General features: G+C 61.2%; 16 protein-coding genes and 1 pseudogene. 9 read left to right on the top strand and 8 right to left on the bottom strand.

Going from position 1 to position 15217, the window contains the following annotated elements; all coding sequences use genetic code 11:
• From ACN9MU_RS04920 to ACN9MU_RS04900, 5 genes and pseudogenes are all read right to left on the bottom strand, one after another.
• Complete coding sequence (locus ACN9MU_RS04920; RefSeq protein ID WP_426167936.1) at positions 1-420, bottom strand: gamma-butyrobetaine hydroxylase-like domain-containing protein; 420 nt, start codon at positions 418-420, stop codon at positions 1-3.
• On the bottom strand, positions 417-875 hold the full coding sequence (locus tag ACN9MU_RS04915) for an HIT family protein (RefSeq protein WP_426167934.1): 459 nt from the start codon (positions 873-875) through the stop codon (positions 417-419). The genes ACN9MU_RS04920 and ACN9MU_RS04915 overlap by 4 nt, the downstream gene beginning before the upstream one ends.
• Positions 872-4882 carry a DUF3683 domain-containing protein gene (locus ACN9MU_RS04910; RefSeq protein ID WP_426320807.1) on the bottom strand — a complete coding sequence of 1337 codons (4011 nt, stop codon included), beginning with the start codon at positions 4880-4882 and terminating at the stop codon, positions 872-874. The genes ACN9MU_RS04915 and ACN9MU_RS04910 overlap by 4 nt, the downstream gene beginning before the upstream one ends.
• 238 nt (positions 4883-5120) lie before the next feature.
• Positions 5121-5342, bottom strand: a complete 222-nt coding sequence (locus ACN9MU_RS04905) for a hypothetical protein (RefSeq protein WP_426344259.1) — start codon at positions 5340-5342, stop codon at positions 5121-5123.
• 23 nt (positions 5343-5365) lie between these two features.
• Positions 5366-5998: pseudogene (locus ACN9MU_RS04900) on the bottom strand (SDR family NAD(P)-dependent oxidoreductase); the annotation flags it as partial.
• Between the two features lie 202 nt (positions 5999-6200).
• Here ACN9MU_RS04900 and ACN9MU_RS04895 point away from each other — a divergent pair.
• Complete coding sequence (locus ACN9MU_RS04895; protein WP_426320805.1) at positions 6201-6860, top strand: TetR family transcriptional regulator; 660 nt, start codon at positions 6201-6203, stop codon at positions 6858-6860.
• A 2-nt stretch (positions 6861-6862) separates the two neighbouring features.
• On the opposite strand, the gene ACN9MU_RS04890 is transcribed toward ACN9MU_RS04895, so the two are convergent.
• On the bottom strand, positions 6863-7357 hold the full coding sequence (locus ACN9MU_RS04890) for a YqaA family protein (protein ID WP_426167927.1): 495 nt from the start codon (positions 7355-7357) through the stop codon (positions 6863-6865).
• 140 nt (positions 7358-7497) lie between these two features.
• Here ACN9MU_RS04890 and ilvA point away from each other — a divergent pair, with 140 nt between their 5' ends.
• The 5 genes from ilvA (at position 7498) to rapZ (ending at position 12600) form a co-directional block, all read left to right on the top strand.
• A complete protein-coding gene (ilvA, locus tag ACN9MU_RS04885; RefSeq protein WP_426336887.1) occupies positions 7498-9030 on the top strand; it encodes a threonine ammonia-lyase, biosynthetic in 1533 nt (510 codons plus the stop codon).
• A 209-nt stretch (positions 9031-9239) separates the two neighbouring features.
• Positions 9240-10073, top strand: a complete 834-nt coding sequence (gene queF / locus ACN9MU_RS04880) for an NADPH-dependent 7-cyano-7-deazaguanine reductase QueF (RefSeq protein ID WP_426320801.1) — start codon at positions 9240-9242, stop codon at positions 10071-10073.
• A gap of 95 nt (positions 10074-10168) precedes the next feature.
• On the top strand, positions 10169-10651 hold the full coding sequence (locus ACN9MU_RS04875; protein WP_028101575.1) for a PTS sugar transporter subunit IIA: 483 nt from the start codon (positions 10169-10171) through the stop codon (positions 10649-10651).
• A gap of 2 nt (positions 10652-10653) precedes the next feature.
• Positions 10654-11589 (top strand): HPr(Ser) kinase/phosphatase, encoded by a 936-nt coding sequence (hprK, locus tag ACN9MU_RS04870; RefSeq protein WP_028101576.1) that lies wholly within the window; start codon positions 10654-10656, stop codon positions 11587-11589.
• Positions 11590-11736: 147 nt separating this feature from the next.
• A complete protein-coding gene (gene rapZ / locus ACN9MU_RS04865; RefSeq protein WP_426167920.1) occupies positions 11737-12600 on the top strand; it encodes an RNase adapter RapZ in 864 nt (287 codons plus the stop codon).
• Here the strand turns inward: rapZ and ACN9MU_RS04860 are convergent.
• Complete coding sequence (locus ACN9MU_RS04860; protein WP_426344258.1) at positions 12549-13094, bottom strand: GNAT family N-acetyltransferase; 546 nt, start codon at positions 13092-13094, stop codon at positions 12549-12551. The two genes, rapZ and ACN9MU_RS04860, sit on opposite strands and share 52 nt — an antisense overlap.
• 78 nt (positions 13095-13172) lie before the next feature.
• Positions 13173-13547, bottom strand: coding sequence for a VOC family protein (locus ACN9MU_RS04855; RefSeq protein ID WP_426167916.1), 375 nt, complete (start codon positions 13545-13547; stop codon positions 13173-13175).
• 119 nt (positions 13548-13666) lie between these two features.
• Here ACN9MU_RS04855 and ACN9MU_RS04850 point away from each other — a divergent pair, with 119 nt between their 5' ends.
• Genes ACN9MU_RS04850 through ACN9MU_RS04840 form a run of 3 tightly spaced genes read left to right on the top strand, consistent with a single transcriptional unit; the run spans position 13667 to position 15103 of the window.
• Positions 13667-14002, top strand: a complete 336-nt coding sequence (locus ACN9MU_RS04850; protein WP_426344257.1) for a hypothetical protein — start codon at positions 13667-13669, stop codon at positions 14000-14002.
• A 2-nt stretch (positions 14003-14004) separates the two neighbouring features.
• Positions 14005-14727, top strand: a complete 723-nt coding sequence (locus ACN9MU_RS04845; RefSeq protein ID WP_426344256.1) for a hypothetical protein — start codon at positions 14005-14007, stop codon at positions 14725-14727.
• A gap of 46 nt (positions 14728-14773) precedes the next feature.
• Complete coding sequence (locus ACN9MU_RS04840) at positions 14774-15103, top strand: hypothetical protein (protein WP_426167910.1); 330 nt, start codon at positions 14774-14776, stop codon at positions 15101-15103.
• Positions 15104-15217 lie beyond the last annotated feature (114 nt).

Below are 15217 nucleotides of genomic sequence, written 5' to 3'. Positions count from 1 at the left end.
TCAGTGATGATGGCCGCAACCGTGGGCTTTTGCGGCAGCGCCGGGGAGAACTGTGCCGGGCTCGCGGCCGGAGTCGCCGGGGAAGCCGGCCGCCTCCAGGCGCTTCAGGTAGTCAGTCCAGTGGTGCTCCATGCGGGCGCCGAGGTCGTACAGGTAATCCCAGGTATACAAGCCGGAATTGTGGCCGTCGTCAAAGGTCGGCTTGACGGCGTAATTGCCGACCGGCTCGAGGTTGGTCATGGCGACCTCCCGCTTGCCGACTTGCAGCACTTCCTGGCCCGGCCCGTGCCCCTTCACTTCCGCCGACGGTGAATACACGCGCAGCAGTTCAAAAGGAATATTGAAGCTTGCGCCATCGTCGAAGGAGACTTCAAGATAGCGCGATTTGCTGTGGACAGTCAGGCCGGTAGGATTGCTCATTTCAGGTTCAGGATAATCGCCGCACGCAGGGCCGGCAGCAAGGCCGCACGCGCTGCCACGGCGGCCGGATCGGCTTCGCGCTGCTTCGCGCCCCAGGTCGGGTTCGGGAAGTGCGCATCGTCAGTGTAGCGCGGGATCACGTGCCAGTGCACGTGCGGCGTCATATTGCCGAAGCTGGCCACATTGACCTTGTGCGGCGCCATGGTCGTGCGTTGCGCCTGCTCTACCGCCCACACGGCCCACATGACGTGGTCGCGGTCTTCCGGCGACAGGTCGGTCATCTCGCGCACATGGTCGTGCCACACCACGCGGGTGTAGCCGGGATAGCCCGGCTCGTCGACCAGCACCACAGCCAGGCGCTCGTCGCGCCAGACCAGCGGGCTCGCCGCGCCGGCGGGCGCCGCATCGAAGCCGGCCAACAGCTTGCACAGGTCGCAGTTCGCAGTCGTCGTCATACCAGCACCCTCTCGATGCCGCCGTCATTGGCGCGCGCCACGTAATCCACCAGCCAGTTGTCGCCCAGCTTGTGCTTGGCGATTTCGATCACGATGTAATCTGCGGTGGTGCCCGAATCGTCGTTATAGCGGCTCAGGCCCTGCATGCACGATGGGCAGGAAGTGAGGATCTTGACGTCGCCCTGGAAGCCGTCGGCACGCAGCTTGTCTGCGCCCGACACCATTTCCTGCTCCTTGCGGAAGCGGACCTGGGTCGAAATATCCGGACGCGCATTCGCCAGCGAGCCGGACTCACCGCAGCAGCGGTCGTTCTTCTCGATCTTCACGTTGTCGATGGTCGACACCAGCGCATTCACGGTCTTGATCGGGTCCTGCTGCTTCATCGGCGTGTGGCAAGGATCGTGGTACATGTAGCGGGTACCCTCCACGCCTTCCAGCTTGACGCCCTTCTCCAGCAGGAATTCGTGGATGTCCATGATGCGGCAGCCCGGGAAAATCTTCTCGAACTCATAGGTCGCCAGCTGGTCATAGCAGGTGCCGCAAGACACCACCACCGTCTTGATGTCCAGGTAGTTCAGCGTATTCGCCATGCGGTGGAAGAGGACGCGGTTATCCGTCATCATCTTTTCGGCCTTGTCGAAATCGCCCGCGCCGCGCTGCGGATAGCCGCAGCACAGGTATCCCGGTGGCAGCACGGTCTGCACGCCCACCTCCCACAACATGGCCTGCGTTGCCAGGCCCACCTGCGAGAACAGCCGCTCCGAGCCGCAACCCGGGAAGTAGAACACCGCTTCCGTGTTGGCATTGGTCTTCTTCGGATCGCGGATGATCGGGATCATCTTGTTGTCTTCGATGTCGAGCAGCGCACGCGCCGTCTTTTTCGGCAGGTTGCCCGGCATCTTCTTGTTCACGAAGTGGATCACCTGCTCGCGCACGGCCGGCTTGCCGACGGTTGGCGGCGGTGCCTTGGTCTGCTTGCGCGCCACGGCCTTGAACACTTCGTGGCCCAGGCGCTGCGCCTTGTAGCCCCAGCCGATCATGGTCTGGCGGGTGGCGTTGATGGTCGCCGGATCGGTCGCGTTCAGGAAGAACATGGTCGCTTTCTTGCCCGGATTGAACGATCGCTTGTTCATCTTGCGCAGCAGGTTACGCATATTCATCGACACGTCGCCGAAGTCTATATTCACCGGGCACGGCGTGGCGCACTTGTGGCACACGGTGCAGTGGTCGCTGACGTCTTCGAATTCTTCCCAATGGCGGATCGAAATGCCGCGGCGGGTCTGTTCTTCGTACAGGAAAGCTTCGATCAGCGACGAGGTGGCGAGGATCTTGTCGCGCGGCGAATACAGCAGGTTGGCGCGCGGCACGTGGGTCGAGCACACCGGCTTGCACTTGCCGCAGCGCAGGCAGTCCTTCACGCTGTTGGCGATGTCGCCGATATCGCTTTGCTGCATGATCAGCGATTCGTGGCCCATCAGGCCGAACGACGGCGTGTAGGCGTTTTCCAGCGTGGCTTCCATGCCCGGCAGGTTGAGCAGCTTGCCCTTGTTGAAGCGGCCTTCCGGGTCGACGCGTTTCTTGTACTCGCGGAATTCGCCGATTTCATCGTCGGTCAGGAATTCCAGCTTGGTGATGCCGATGCCGTGCTCGCCCGAGATCACGCCATTCAGCGAACGGGCCAGCTTCATGATGCGCGCCACGGCCTTGTGCGCGTCCTGCAGCATTTCGTAATGGTCCGAGTTGACCGGCAGGTTGGTGTGCACGTTGCCGTCGCCAGCGTGCATGTGCAGCGCCACGAAGACGCGGCCATGCAGCACGCGCTTGTGGATCGCCTGGGCTTCGTCGAGGATCTGCTTATACGCGCCGCCGTTGAAGATCTGGCGCAGTTGCGCGCGAATCTCCTGCTTCCAGCTGATGCGCACGGTGCGGTCCTGCGCTACGTCGAACAGGGTCGCTTGCGGCTGGTGCTGCAGGCGGTCGTCCAGCGCGCCGGCCAGGTGCTCCAGGCCCAGCGCCAGCAGGTCGCCGCGCACTTCGGCCAGCGGCTTGTCCAGGTTGGCCAGGATGAAGGTCCAGCGTGCATGCACCTGGTCCACCAGGGCCAGCGCCTGCGCCTGGCGGTCGCCCAGCATTTCCGCGTAGCCGACCTTGTCGTCGGTGGCGTCGTCGCTCTTGCCGATCGGGAGCTTGTCGGCAGCGAGGTATTCGCGCAGCTCTTCCGCCAGTTGCAGCTTGTTCTTGATCGACAGTTCGATGTTGATGCGCTCGATGCCGTCGGTGTACTCGCCCATGCGGTTCAGCGGGATCACCACGTCTTCATTGATCTTGAAGGCGTTGGTGTGCTTCGCAATAGCCGCAGTGCGGGCGCGGTCCAGCCAGAATTTCTTGCGTGCTTCAGGGCTCACTGCCACGAAGCCTTCGCCGACGCGGGTGTTCGCCAGGCGTACCACTTCGGATGCGGCCAGCGCCACGGCGTCTTCATCGTCGCCGACGATGTCGCCGAACAGGGCCATTTTCGGCAACACGCCGCGCTTGGACTTGGTCGCGTAGCCGACGGCGCGCAGGTAACGCTCGTCCAGGTGCTCCAGGCCGGCGAGGCGGATGGTCTTGAACTGTTCTCCCTGCGCCGGCAGGCCGTCCAGGTAATCCTTGATCTCCACGATCGAAGGAATCGCATCGCGCGCCTGGCCGAAGAACTCCAGGCAAACCGTGCGCGTGAACTTCGGCATCTTGTGCAGGATCCAGCGCGCAGACGTGATCAGGCCATCCGTACCCTCTTTCTGCACGCCCGGCAGGCCGGCCAGGAACTTGTCGGTGACGTCCTTGCCCAGGCCTTCCTTGCGGAACTTGCGGCCTTCGATCTCCAGGATCTCGGTCTTGAACGGTTCGCCCTTGGCTTCGCCGCGCGAATTCGGATGCGTCCATTCCAGCTTGAAGCGCGCGAGCGGCGTGTCGTGGATCTTGGACAGGTTGTGGTCCAGACGCGTGACTTCCAGCCAGTCGCCGTTCGGATCGACCATGCGCCACGATGCCAGGTTATCCAGCGCGGTACCCCACAGCACGGCCTTCTTGCCGCCCGCATTCATCGCAATATTGCCACCGATGCAGGAGGCGTGGGCCGAAGTCGGATCGACGGCGAACACGAAGCCCGCCTTCTCGGCCGCTTCGCTGACCTTGTTGGTGATGACGCCCGCTTCCGAGTGCACGGTCGCGTATTCGCGGTCCAGGCCCGGCAGCACCTTCATTTCAACGGCGCCCAGCTTGAGCAGTTTTTCGGTGTTGATCACGGCCGACAGCGGCGTCAGCGGAATGGCGCCGCCGGTGTAGCCGGTGCCGCCGCCGCGCGGGATGATGGTCAGGCCAAGTTCGATACAGCCTTTCACCAGGCCGGCCATTTCATCTTCGCTGTCCGGGGTCAGCACCACGAACGGGTATTCGACGCGCCAGTCGGTGGCGTCGGTCACGTGGCTGATGCGCTTCATGCCGTCGAAGCAGATGTTGTGCTTCTCGGTGTACTTGCCCAGCACCTTCAGCGTGCGCTTGCGCAGGTCGTACATCTGGCGGAACTCTTCGCCGAAATCGGCGACTGCCTTGCTGGCGGCACGCAGCAGCTTTTCCACGTTGCCGCTGCGCTTCTGCGAATCGGCATCGGCAGCCGCATCGACGGTGTTGCGGCGCTTGTCCACTTCCGACAGGCGGTGATGCAGCGCGTCGATCAGGGCCTGGCGGCGCTTCGGGTTATCCAGCAGGTCGTCCTGCAGGTAAGGGTTGCGGCGTACGACCCAGATATCGCCCAGCACTTCGTACAGCATGCGCGCGGAACGGCCGGTCTGGCGAGAGGCCCTCAGTTCGTCCAGCAACGCCCAGGACTCTTCGCCCAGCAGGCGGATCACAATTTCGCGATCAGAGAACGAGGTGTAGTTGTACGGAATTTCCCGCAAGCGGGTGTGGGCGTGACCATCTGGCGATTCGGCGAGCAGTGCCTGGATTTGTGCTGGTGCGTTCATATTGCGTGGACGGGGGGCTGACGCTGGGACAGGCCATTCTATCTTATTGCGGCGCACAAGATGGGAACAGCCTTAGAAGGCCGAAGGGTTCCGTTAACGTCAATTATCAAAATATAATTTCGCATTTCAACAAAAATTCCACCCTTAATTTTCCGCGATGCCCGCCCATCAGTCTGGAATTTCGCAACACTGCTGCTATGCGGAATCTTACGATCCCGCTCGCGCGGCAGGCCAGCGCTTACTTTGCCTGCACCAGTGCTTCGCTGACGTCCCATAAGCGCTGGGCCACGTCGTCGTCATGTGCCACCGGATTGGGCGAGCGCAGCGGCCAGCCACCCTTACGCGACGCCTTGTCCTGATAGCCAGCGATCTGGCTGTAGTATGCGCCCGATTGGCCTTCCACTTCAGGCGCGAGCAAGGCGTGCAGGGTAGTTTGCGCGCCTTCCCAAGGCTCGATCATTCCAGCCAGCCTCAGCACCGGGATCACCAGCAGGCGCTGCAGCTACATCGGCAGCGGAACCTTGAGCAGGTTGGTACGCACAAAACCGGGATTGACGCTGGCGGCAACCACGCCGCTGCCGGCCAGCCGGCGGCTGAGCTCGCGGGCGTGCAGCAAGTTGGCAAGCTTCGATGCGCGTACGCTTCCCAGGTATCGAATGGCCGCTGCTCGTAGTTCAGGTCCTCGAAGTGGATTTCGCCCTTGCGCCCCATGGCAAACTCATGGAAATAGCTCGACAGGTTGACCACTCGCGAAGGCGCGCCGGCCTTCAACGCATTTAGCAGCAGCTCGGTAAGCAGGAAATGGCCCAGGTGGTTGACGCCAAATTGCGTTTCAAAACCGTCGTTGGTGCGGCCGAATGGCGTTTTCATGACCCCCGCATTGTTGACCAGTCCCTGCAGCTTTGGATGCTCGCGGTTGACCTCGACCGCAAAGGCGCGCAAGGAAGCAAGATCGTCCAGCGCCAGCCGGTACACGGCCAGCTTTGCCGAAGGCAGCGCTTGCCGGATTTCAGCAGCGACACGCTTCCCTTCCTCGACCCGGCGTACGCTCATGACGACGGTCACGCCTTGCTTGGCCAATTGCTGGGTGGTCACCAGGCCGATGCCGGAATTGGCGCCGGTGACAACCTAAGTCTTGCCGCTCAGATCCTGCCCGAGAATTTCCGAACGAACCATTAAAGGGGTAGCCATCTTGTACTCCGTGTGAGACATTCGACATAAGAAACCACTGGCCTCCAATTTAGAAGACCACTGGTCTCTTGTCAAGCAGCTTTGCGATGATAAAGTTGCGCCACTCACCAGAACGTCTGATTAATTTATGACAGCACCAGAGACATTTCAGCGCGCCCGCCGCCCCGAACAGAAAGAGGAGCGCCGCCTCCATTTGCTGGAAACCGCCAAGGCTGCCCTGCGCAACGGCATGGAAGTCAGCGAGCTTGGCTTGAATGAGCTGGCGCGGCGCGCCGAAATGACCAAATCGAATGTCTACCGGTATTTCGAGAATCGCGAAGCCTTGCTGCTGGCATTACTGGAAGAGGAGACTGGACGCTGGCAGCAGGAATTGGATGAGCGGCTCGCCGCCGTGCAGCCCGCAACCGGACAGCAGCTTGCACAGGCGTTCGCCGCCGCCAGCGCCGCTTATCCTCTGATGTGCCGCCTGCTCAGCATTCTGCCTTCGATCATCGAGCGCAATGTATCGCAAGAAAGGCTGAAGGAATTCAAGCTGCGCACCATCGCCATGACGGCTGCGGTAGCGGACCTGTTGAACGCGAGGGCACCGGCGTTGCCAGCCGCTGCTTATATCACCTTCATGCGCCTGGCCATCCCACTCATGATCGGGCTCTGGCCACTCAGCCACCCGGCGCCGGCCTTGTGCGAAGTGCTGGCCGCTCCAGAACTGGAACCGTTACGGTATGAGTACGAGAGCGAGCTGGCCGCCGCCCTGCTGCTGCTGCTGCGCGGCCTGGGATCGGATTGAGGTCAACCGCCTAATGCATGCGCGATCGAGCGCCAGGCACCGTCCGGCACATACAACAGCAGCGAAGTCATCGTGATGTAGCGCGCCAGCTTGCCGATCGCCATATACATGGTCGCGGGCCAGAACGGCAGCTTCAGCCAGCCGCCCAGCGTGCACAGCGGATCACCGATGCCGGGCACCCAGGACAGCAGCATGGTCTTGGCTCCGTAGTGCGCCAGCCAGCCGAACCAGCGGCTGGAACGTTCCTTGGTAAAGGCTTTCTTGGCGTAATAACCGATCCAGTAGTCGACCACGCCGCCCAGGGTATTGCCCACGGTCGCGACCGCAATGGCTGGCCAGAACATGTCGGGATTGGCTTTGCAGACGGCAAAGACAGCGGGTTCGGACCCCAGCGGCACCAGCGTGGCAGAGACAAAACTGATGATGAAGACCGAGGTCAGTCCCACTTCGGGCGCCGCCAACACACCCAGCAGCCATTGGATTGCAGATTCGATCATAGGCTTCCATTATAATGAACCGACCAGAACACCCGGCACACCAGACAGCCCGCGCCATTGCATACCCGCATGGCAGGCGTGCCACCCCTTCGGTTACCCGCCGTTGACAGTCCTTGCACCACTCAAATCCTTTGCAAATTATGACTATCGACTACCTGAAGAAAATCCTGACCTCCCGCGTCTACGACGTGGCCCATGAAACCCCGCTCGAACTGGCTCCGATTCTCTCGCAACGAATTGGCAACCAGATTTACTTCAAGCGCGAGGACATGCAGGACGTCTTTAGCTTCAAGGTACGCGGCGCTTACAACAAGATGGCGAATCTAAGCGACGCGCAATTGAAGCGCGGCGTCATTTGCGCCTCCGCCGGCAATCACGCGCAGGGCGTCGCCCTGTCCGCAGCCAAACTCGGTTGCCGCGCCCTCATCGTCATGCCTGCCACCACCCCGCTGCTGAAAGTCGAATCCGTGCGCCGCCGCGGCGGCGCCAGCGTGGAAGTGGTGCTGCATGGCGAGTCCTATACGGATGCCTACAACCACGCCCTGCAACTCGAGAAAGAGCAGAAGCTGACCTTCGTGCACCCATTCGACGATCCGGAAGTGATCGCCGGCCAGGGCACCATTGCCATGGAAATCCTGCGCCAGCATTCCGGCCCTATCCACGCGATCTTCGTGCCGATCGGCGGCGGCGGCCTGATTGCCGGTGTAGCCGCCTATGTGAAGCAGCTGCGCCCGGATATCAAGGTCATCGGCGTGCAAACCATGGATTCGGATGCGATGGGCCGCTCCATCAAGGCCGGCGAGCGCATCACCTTGTCCGACGTTGGCCTGTTCGCCGACGGCACCGCCGTGCGCTTGGTGGGCGAGGAAACCTTCCGCCTCGCGCAGCAGTTTGTCGACGAAGTGATCGTGGTCGATACCGATGCGATCTGCGCGGCGATCAAGGACGTGTTCACCGATACGCGCTCGATCCTGGAGCCTTCCGGCGCGCTGGCCGTAGCCGGCGCCAAGGCTTATGTCGAGCGCTCGGAAATGGGCAAGTATCCGGTGCAGGGCGAGACGCTGGTGACCATCTGTAGCGGCGCCAACATGAACTTCGACCGCTTGCGTTTCGTGGCGGAACGCGCCGAACTCGGTGAGTCGCGCGAAGCCGTGTTTGCCGTCACCATGCCGGAGCAGCGCGGCTCGTTCAAGCGCTTCTGCAGCCTGGTGGGCCCGCGCAATGTGACGGAGTTCAATTACCGGATAAGCGACCAGGAGCAGGCGCACGTGTTCGTCGGCGTGCAGATTGCCGATCGCAGCGAGTCGTCGTCGATTGCGCGGCGCTTTGAAGAGAACAACTTCAAGACGCTGGATTTGACCCATGACGAACTGGCCAAGTCGCACCTGCGCCACCTGGTCGGCGGCAAGAGCGTGCTGGCCAAGGATGAACTGCTGTATCGCTTTGAATTCCCTGAGCGGCCGGGGGCGCTGATGCGCTTCCTCGATTCGATGGCGCCGGAATGGAATATCTCCTTGTGCCATTACCGCTCGCAGGGCGGCGACGTGGGGCGGATTCTGATTGGCTTGCAGGTGCCGCCGCAGGATATGGACAAGTTTGCGCAGTTCCTGGCTACCTTGGGGTATCGCTATTGGGATGAGTCGCAGAATCCGGTGTACAAGCTGTTCCTCTGAAACCGGTAAACCAGGGTCTGACCCGCAGGGTCAGACCCTGTCTGCGCTACCGCTGTTGGTGTTGGTTGTGCGCCGTTGATCGTCGTCGAAAGTCAAAGACCTCGAACCCACCCCGCGACTTCGAGACCGTACGGGGTCTGACCCTGCGGGTCAGACCCGGATTTACCGGTTTTTGGTAAACTGGCAGACCGTTTCAAGAAAAGTCCGCCATGTCCAACCTCCCAGAACACTCCCCCCTCGGCAAAACCTCCGCCTACCGCACCGACTACGCGCCGGAACTGCTGTTCCCCATCCCGCGCCAGGGCAAGCGCGACGAGTTGGGCCTGACAGGCACCCTGCCCTTCTTCGGAGTGGACATCTGGAACGGCTACGAGCTGTCCTGGCTGAACATGCGCGGCAAGCCGCAAGTGGCGGTGGCCCGCTTCACCATCCCTGCCGATTCGCCAAACTTGATCGAATCTAAATCTTTCAAGCTTTACCTCAATTCCTTCAACCAGACCAGGCTGGCCGGCCCCGACGCGCTGAAAATGCTGCTGCAGCAAGACCTTTCCGCCGCCGCCGGCGGCAGCGTGCATGTCACCCTGACCATGCAAGAGGACTTCCAAAAACTGGAAATGGGCGAGCTGGAAGGCCAGTTGCTGGACCGCCTCGACATCGACGTCGACAACTACTCCCCTCAGCCGGAAACTTTGAAAGCCAACTTCGACGAGCTGCCAGTAGAGGAGACCCTCGTCTCGCATTTGCTGAAGTCAAATTGCCTGGTCACCGGCCAGCCCGACTGGGGCAGCGTGCAGATCAGCTACTACGGGCCGCAGATCGACCAGGAAAGCTTGCTCAAATACCTGATCGGCTTCCGCGAGCATAATGAGTTCCACGAGCAGTGCGTCGAGCGCATCTTCACGGACATCCTGCGCCAGTGCAAGCCGCAACACTTGACGGTGTATGCACGGTATACCCGCCGAGGCGGCCTTGATATCAACCCATGGCGCACCAACTTTAGTAGTGCACAGCGGCCGTCCAATTTGCGCAACGCCCGCCAGTAAGGGATTTTTCCACGCAGAAACATTGCGTGAAATTCGAGTTACACGGCTGAGAAAGAGGCCTATAATGCGCTCGCAAAGCACATCAATGTCGCGTCATGAATAACCTGAGCAAAATCCTTTCGCTAGAGAACGTCCAGCTCGACCTGGAAGTCTCCAGCAAAAAGCGCGCTTTCGAGCAAGCCGGCCTGATCTTCGAGAACAACTGCGGCATCGCTCGCTCCACCGTATCGGACAACCTGTTCGCGCGCGAGCGCCTGGGCTCCACCGGCCTCGGCCACGGCGTCGCTGTCCCACACGGGCGCATCAAGGGTTCCAAGAGCCTGAAGGCGCCATTGGCCGCCTTTGTCCGCCTGGCCGAACCGATTCCTTTTGAATCGCCGGACGGCAAACCTGTGAACCTGCTGTTCTTCCTGCTCATCCCCGACCACGTGACGCAGCAGCACCTCGAAATCCTCTCCGAGATCGCAGAAATGTTCTCGGACGACGCCTTCCGCCAGGCACTGACGGAAGACCCGGACCCGAAATCGGTCTACAGCCGCATCGTCAACTGGCAGCCTAGCCTGCAAGCGGCAGGTTGAACATGCTGCAAACGCCGCTGACGATCCAGAGACTGTACGACGACAATCGCGAAACCCTGCAACTGGGCTGGTTCGCCGGCTTTCCAGGCGGCGAGCGCCTGATCTCCGGCGACGTCGCTTCGGCGGCCGACCAGGTTGGCCACTTGAATACGATTCACCCTGGACGCATCCAGGTGTTCGGCCACCAGGAAATCAATTACTACCAGCGCCTCAAATCGCTGACGCGCGCCCATGTGATCGGTGAACTGATCGCAGGCGGCCCGCCGGCGCTGATCATCGCGCAAGGGCTCGAGACCCCGCCTGACATCCTGGCGATCTGCGACGAAAAGAATATCCCGCTGTTCTCCACGCCGCTGCCTGCAGCGCAGGTGATTGACTTTCTGCGCGTCTACCTGTCGAAAAAGCTGGCGCAGCGCATCATCATGCACGGCGTGTTCATGGACGTGCTGGGCGTGGGCGTGCTGATTACCGGCGACTCCGGCCTCGGCAAATCCGAGCTGGGACTTGAATTGATTTCACGTTCGCACGGCCTGGTGGCCGACGATGCGGTGGAATTCGCGCGCATCGCTCCCAACATGATCGAAGGCCGCTGCCCGCCGCTGCTGCAAAACCTGCTGGAAGTGCGCGGCCTGGGCCTGCTGGATATCAAGGCGATCTTCGGCGAGACTGCCGTGCGCCGCAAGATGCGTCTGAAGCTGATCGTGCACCTGGTGCGCCGTTCGGCGCTGGAAGAAGAGGTGGAACGCCTGCCGTTCCAGTTCCCGACCGAAGACGTGCTGGGACTTCCGATCCGCAAGGTCGTGATTCCCGTTGCAGCCGGCCGCAACATCGCGGTGCTGCTGGAGGCTGCGGTTCGCAACACCATCCTGCAACTGCGCGGCATCGACACGCTGCAGGAATTCATGGAGCGGCAACGCCAGGCCATGAGTGGGGACTAGCCCCACCCATGACTCATGTTGCTAAGGAAGCCCGCTATGCATAGCGGGCCCGTTCCGCAGGCGCCGAGCCCGCTCGGCGAAACCCCTGCTTCACCAACGACAGGCCATGTCCGGCGACTGATTCGGACTAATGGTACTATCGGTCACATGCGAATCATCCTACTCACCGGCATCTCCGGCTCCGGCAAATCCGTTGCGCTGAATGTTCTTGAAGACATCGGCTACTACTGCGTCGACAACCTGCCGCCTGCCCTGCTGCCGGACCTGATCAATCGCCTCGCAATCGAGGGAACGGATGCTTTGGCCGTCGCGGTCGACGCACGCAGCGCTTCCAGCCTTGCCAGCCTGCCCGGCGAATACCGCAAGCTGAAAGAAGACGGCCACGAGGTCAAGGTGATCTTCCTCACCGCGAATACCCACTCGCTGGTGGCGCGCTTCTCCGAAACGCGCCGCAGCCACCCGCTGTCGCACGAGCTGGCCCCTGGCGAAAATCCTGCAGCACGCCGCACGCTGATCGAATGCATCGCCGAAGAACGCGAACGCCTGTCCGCGATCCAGCAGCTTGGCCACGTGATCGATACGTCGGAAATGAGTGCCAACAAACTGCGCGCCTGGGTCAAGGACCTGGTGCACAGCGAGAACGCGCCATTGACGCTGTTCTTTGAATCGTTCGCCTTCAAGCTCGGCGTGCCGCTCGACGCCGATTTCGTGTTCGACGTGCGCGCGATTCCCAACCCGTATTACGACCTCACCTTGCGTCCGTTGAACGGCCGCGACGCACCGGTGATCGCCTTCCTCGATGCGCAGGAGAGCGCGGAGGAGATGTTCCTGGACATCAAGGGCTTCGTTACCAAATGGCTGCCGCACTTCAAGCGCGACAACCGCTCCTACCTGACGGTAGCCGTCGGCTGCACCGGCGGCCAGCACCGCTCAGTCTATATGGCCGAACGCCTGGCGCGTCACTTCGCGCCGACTGAAACCGTTGTGCTGCGCCACCGCGAGCAATCCTGATCACTCCAGGCGTAGCTGCCAGTAGCTGACGTCGATCCACCGGCCAAACTTGCGGCCGACTTCCTTGAACGCGCCGAAGGCTGGAAGCCCATCTTTTCATGCAGGCCAACGCTGGCTTCATTCGGCAGCGCCACGCCGCCGATCACGAGATGCACGCCGCTCTGGCGCAGCAGGTTGAACAAATGCTGGTACAACTTGCGCGCAAAGCCTTTGCCACGCACTTCCTGGTGCAGGTAGATGGAGCTTTCGACCGAGAAGCGATAAGCGGAGCGCTCCTTCCATTTGCTGGCGTAGGCGTAGCCCAGGATCTTGCCGTCCTGCTCCAGCACCAGCCAGGGCAGCTTCGATGAAATCACTTTCGTGATTCGGCCGGCCATGTCGTCGACACCGACTTCGGCCTCTTCGAAAGTAATGGTGGTGGATGAAACGTAGTGGTTGTAGATTGCAGCGATGGCAGCAGCATCGGCCGGGTGGGCTGAGCGTATGTTGGTCATGAGCGCTTGGGTGAAGTTTGATGACCCAAGCGTTACAGCAAGATGCGGGCCAGCCGCCGGCCGGCCGCGTGCACCAAATTAATCCAGCCAGTGCACCACTTCGATCGTATGCTGGTCAGGATCGGTGATCATCGTCCCAAAATAGCGCTCGTTGACGTCGGGACGCAGGCCCGGCTTGCGCAAAGAAGCGGCGCCTTGCGCCATGGCGTTGGCATGGAAGGCGTGCGTTGCCAGCTGCGACGGCGCTTTGATGGCAATGTGCCCGCGCTGGCCCACCAGCGGCGCATCGCCTTGCGCCGGGTAGATTGCAAAGGCCCAGTGGCCGTCGGCGCCGAAGATGGCCTGGCCTTCGTCTTCGTGCTGCACGCTGTAGCCAAGCGGCTCCAGGCAGGCTTTGTAGAATTCCACTGCACGTGGCAGGTCGCGGGTGGCAATGGATACGTGGTCAATCATGATGCTCTCCTTTCAAACAACGAGCGATCATCATAGGCAGTCCAGGCGAAACGATTTCCCGATTACCTCTATAGCGGTGAGAAATTTTCTCACTTGGCGATATGCTAACATTCGCCGATATGAAGAAATCAACTCCTATCCTCATCCTGCTTGCGATGCTGGCCCTGACTCCTGCAGTGCAGGCAGCTGGACAGCATCACAAATACAATCTGGACTGGCCACGTGCAGGCGAAGTCCTGACCTACCAATCCTGCGGCTGTGCCGACTCGTGCTGGACTGCGGAACTCAAGCAGGGCAAGCAGCTCAAGGCTCGCCTGCGTTGCGATTGCGAGAAGCTTTACTTCACCAAAGAGGGTGACCAAGAGCAAAGAGTCGCGGACAGCTGCGATGAGTTCAACGTTGAAGGCAAGATGGATCTGATCCCGCAACGCATGAGGGAATTGAAGGAAAAATGAGCTTGCTCGTCTTGCTGGCCGCAGCGGCTGCCGGTTCTGCGCCCGTCGATCCCGATCCGGCCTGGCGCTGCACGGCGCAGCACTATGGCGCCTTCGTTTCGCCATCCGGAACCGCGGCCAAATGGCCGGTGCTGAAGGCCTTGCCGGAGCGCTTGCGTAAGAAGAGGTCCATGCTGCTCAACACAGCGGGCGCCTATGCGGGCGGCAAGTCGCATGTCATGTACGTTGATGTCAAAGCCGGCAGCGCTTACGTCGAGCAGTCCGCGGGCACGCTGGATTCCATCGTGATCTTCGGCCCACTGCCAAAGATCGCCTGCGCGGATCCTGCGGCAACCGATATCCTCGATCTCGCGCACTTCTTCATGGACACCTATGCAGAAGACCTCACCGCCGGCGATCGCAAGGCGCTGGCCAACCGCTATTCCCGGCGCGGCACCATTTTCATTGGCGGAGAATGGAAAGAAGAAATTGGCTTTGACAAGCTTTCCAACGAATACGCGAAAAGCTGGAAGCCGCCTGTCACGTTCCGTTGGCAAGGCCTGGCATTCGAAAAACTCGGTGACCAGTCGGTAATGGTCACCGGCGGTGTCGCGCGGAGCGACCAGGCTGGCCTCGAGACCACGTCCCATTCATACGCAGTTCTCCTGGTCAAGGAAGACGGAGAACTGCGCATCCGCATGGAAAGCGGCGCGCCTCCCGCCCGGCCGCAGCTCAGCCGCCGGTAACAATTAAAAACAAATCAACGCCTGCTTTTTGATCTATCATTTGCATATGGCGATCTCATTACTGCTTGCAGCGGCGCTGGGCGCTGCACCTCCCGAGCCGGAACCAATCTGGCGCTGCACGGCTGCGCACTACGCCGGCTTCGTGTCGCCTTCCGGCACCCGCGAAAAGTGGCCTACGGTACCGAAGCTGCCGGAGAAGTTGCGCGACACGCGACACATGACGCTGAATTCACCTGGCATGCTGCCAGGCGGTCGCGCCCACATGATGTATGTGGACAGCGCAGCCAACGTCGTCTACATCCTGCAGACTTCCGGCCCGGCTGACTCCGAGGTCGTATTCGGCCCGTTGCCTCCGGTCGACTGTCCCAAAGAGTAATGGATGCCTCCTTCTATTTGGCAGTCAGAGAGCGAATCCCGACACTAGTCCAGAAGACTGGCCGCAAATACCTCGACGTTTCGTTTTTGGTGAACCTGTTCTGCCAGGTGCCGC

Source organism: Pseudoduganella sp. R-32 (genome assembly GCF_049913245.1).
GTDB lineage: Bacteria > Pseudomonadota > Gammaproteobacteria > Burkholderiales > Burkholderiaceae_D > Rugamonas.
This window is presented reverse-complemented; position numbering and strand designations above follow the sequence as displayed.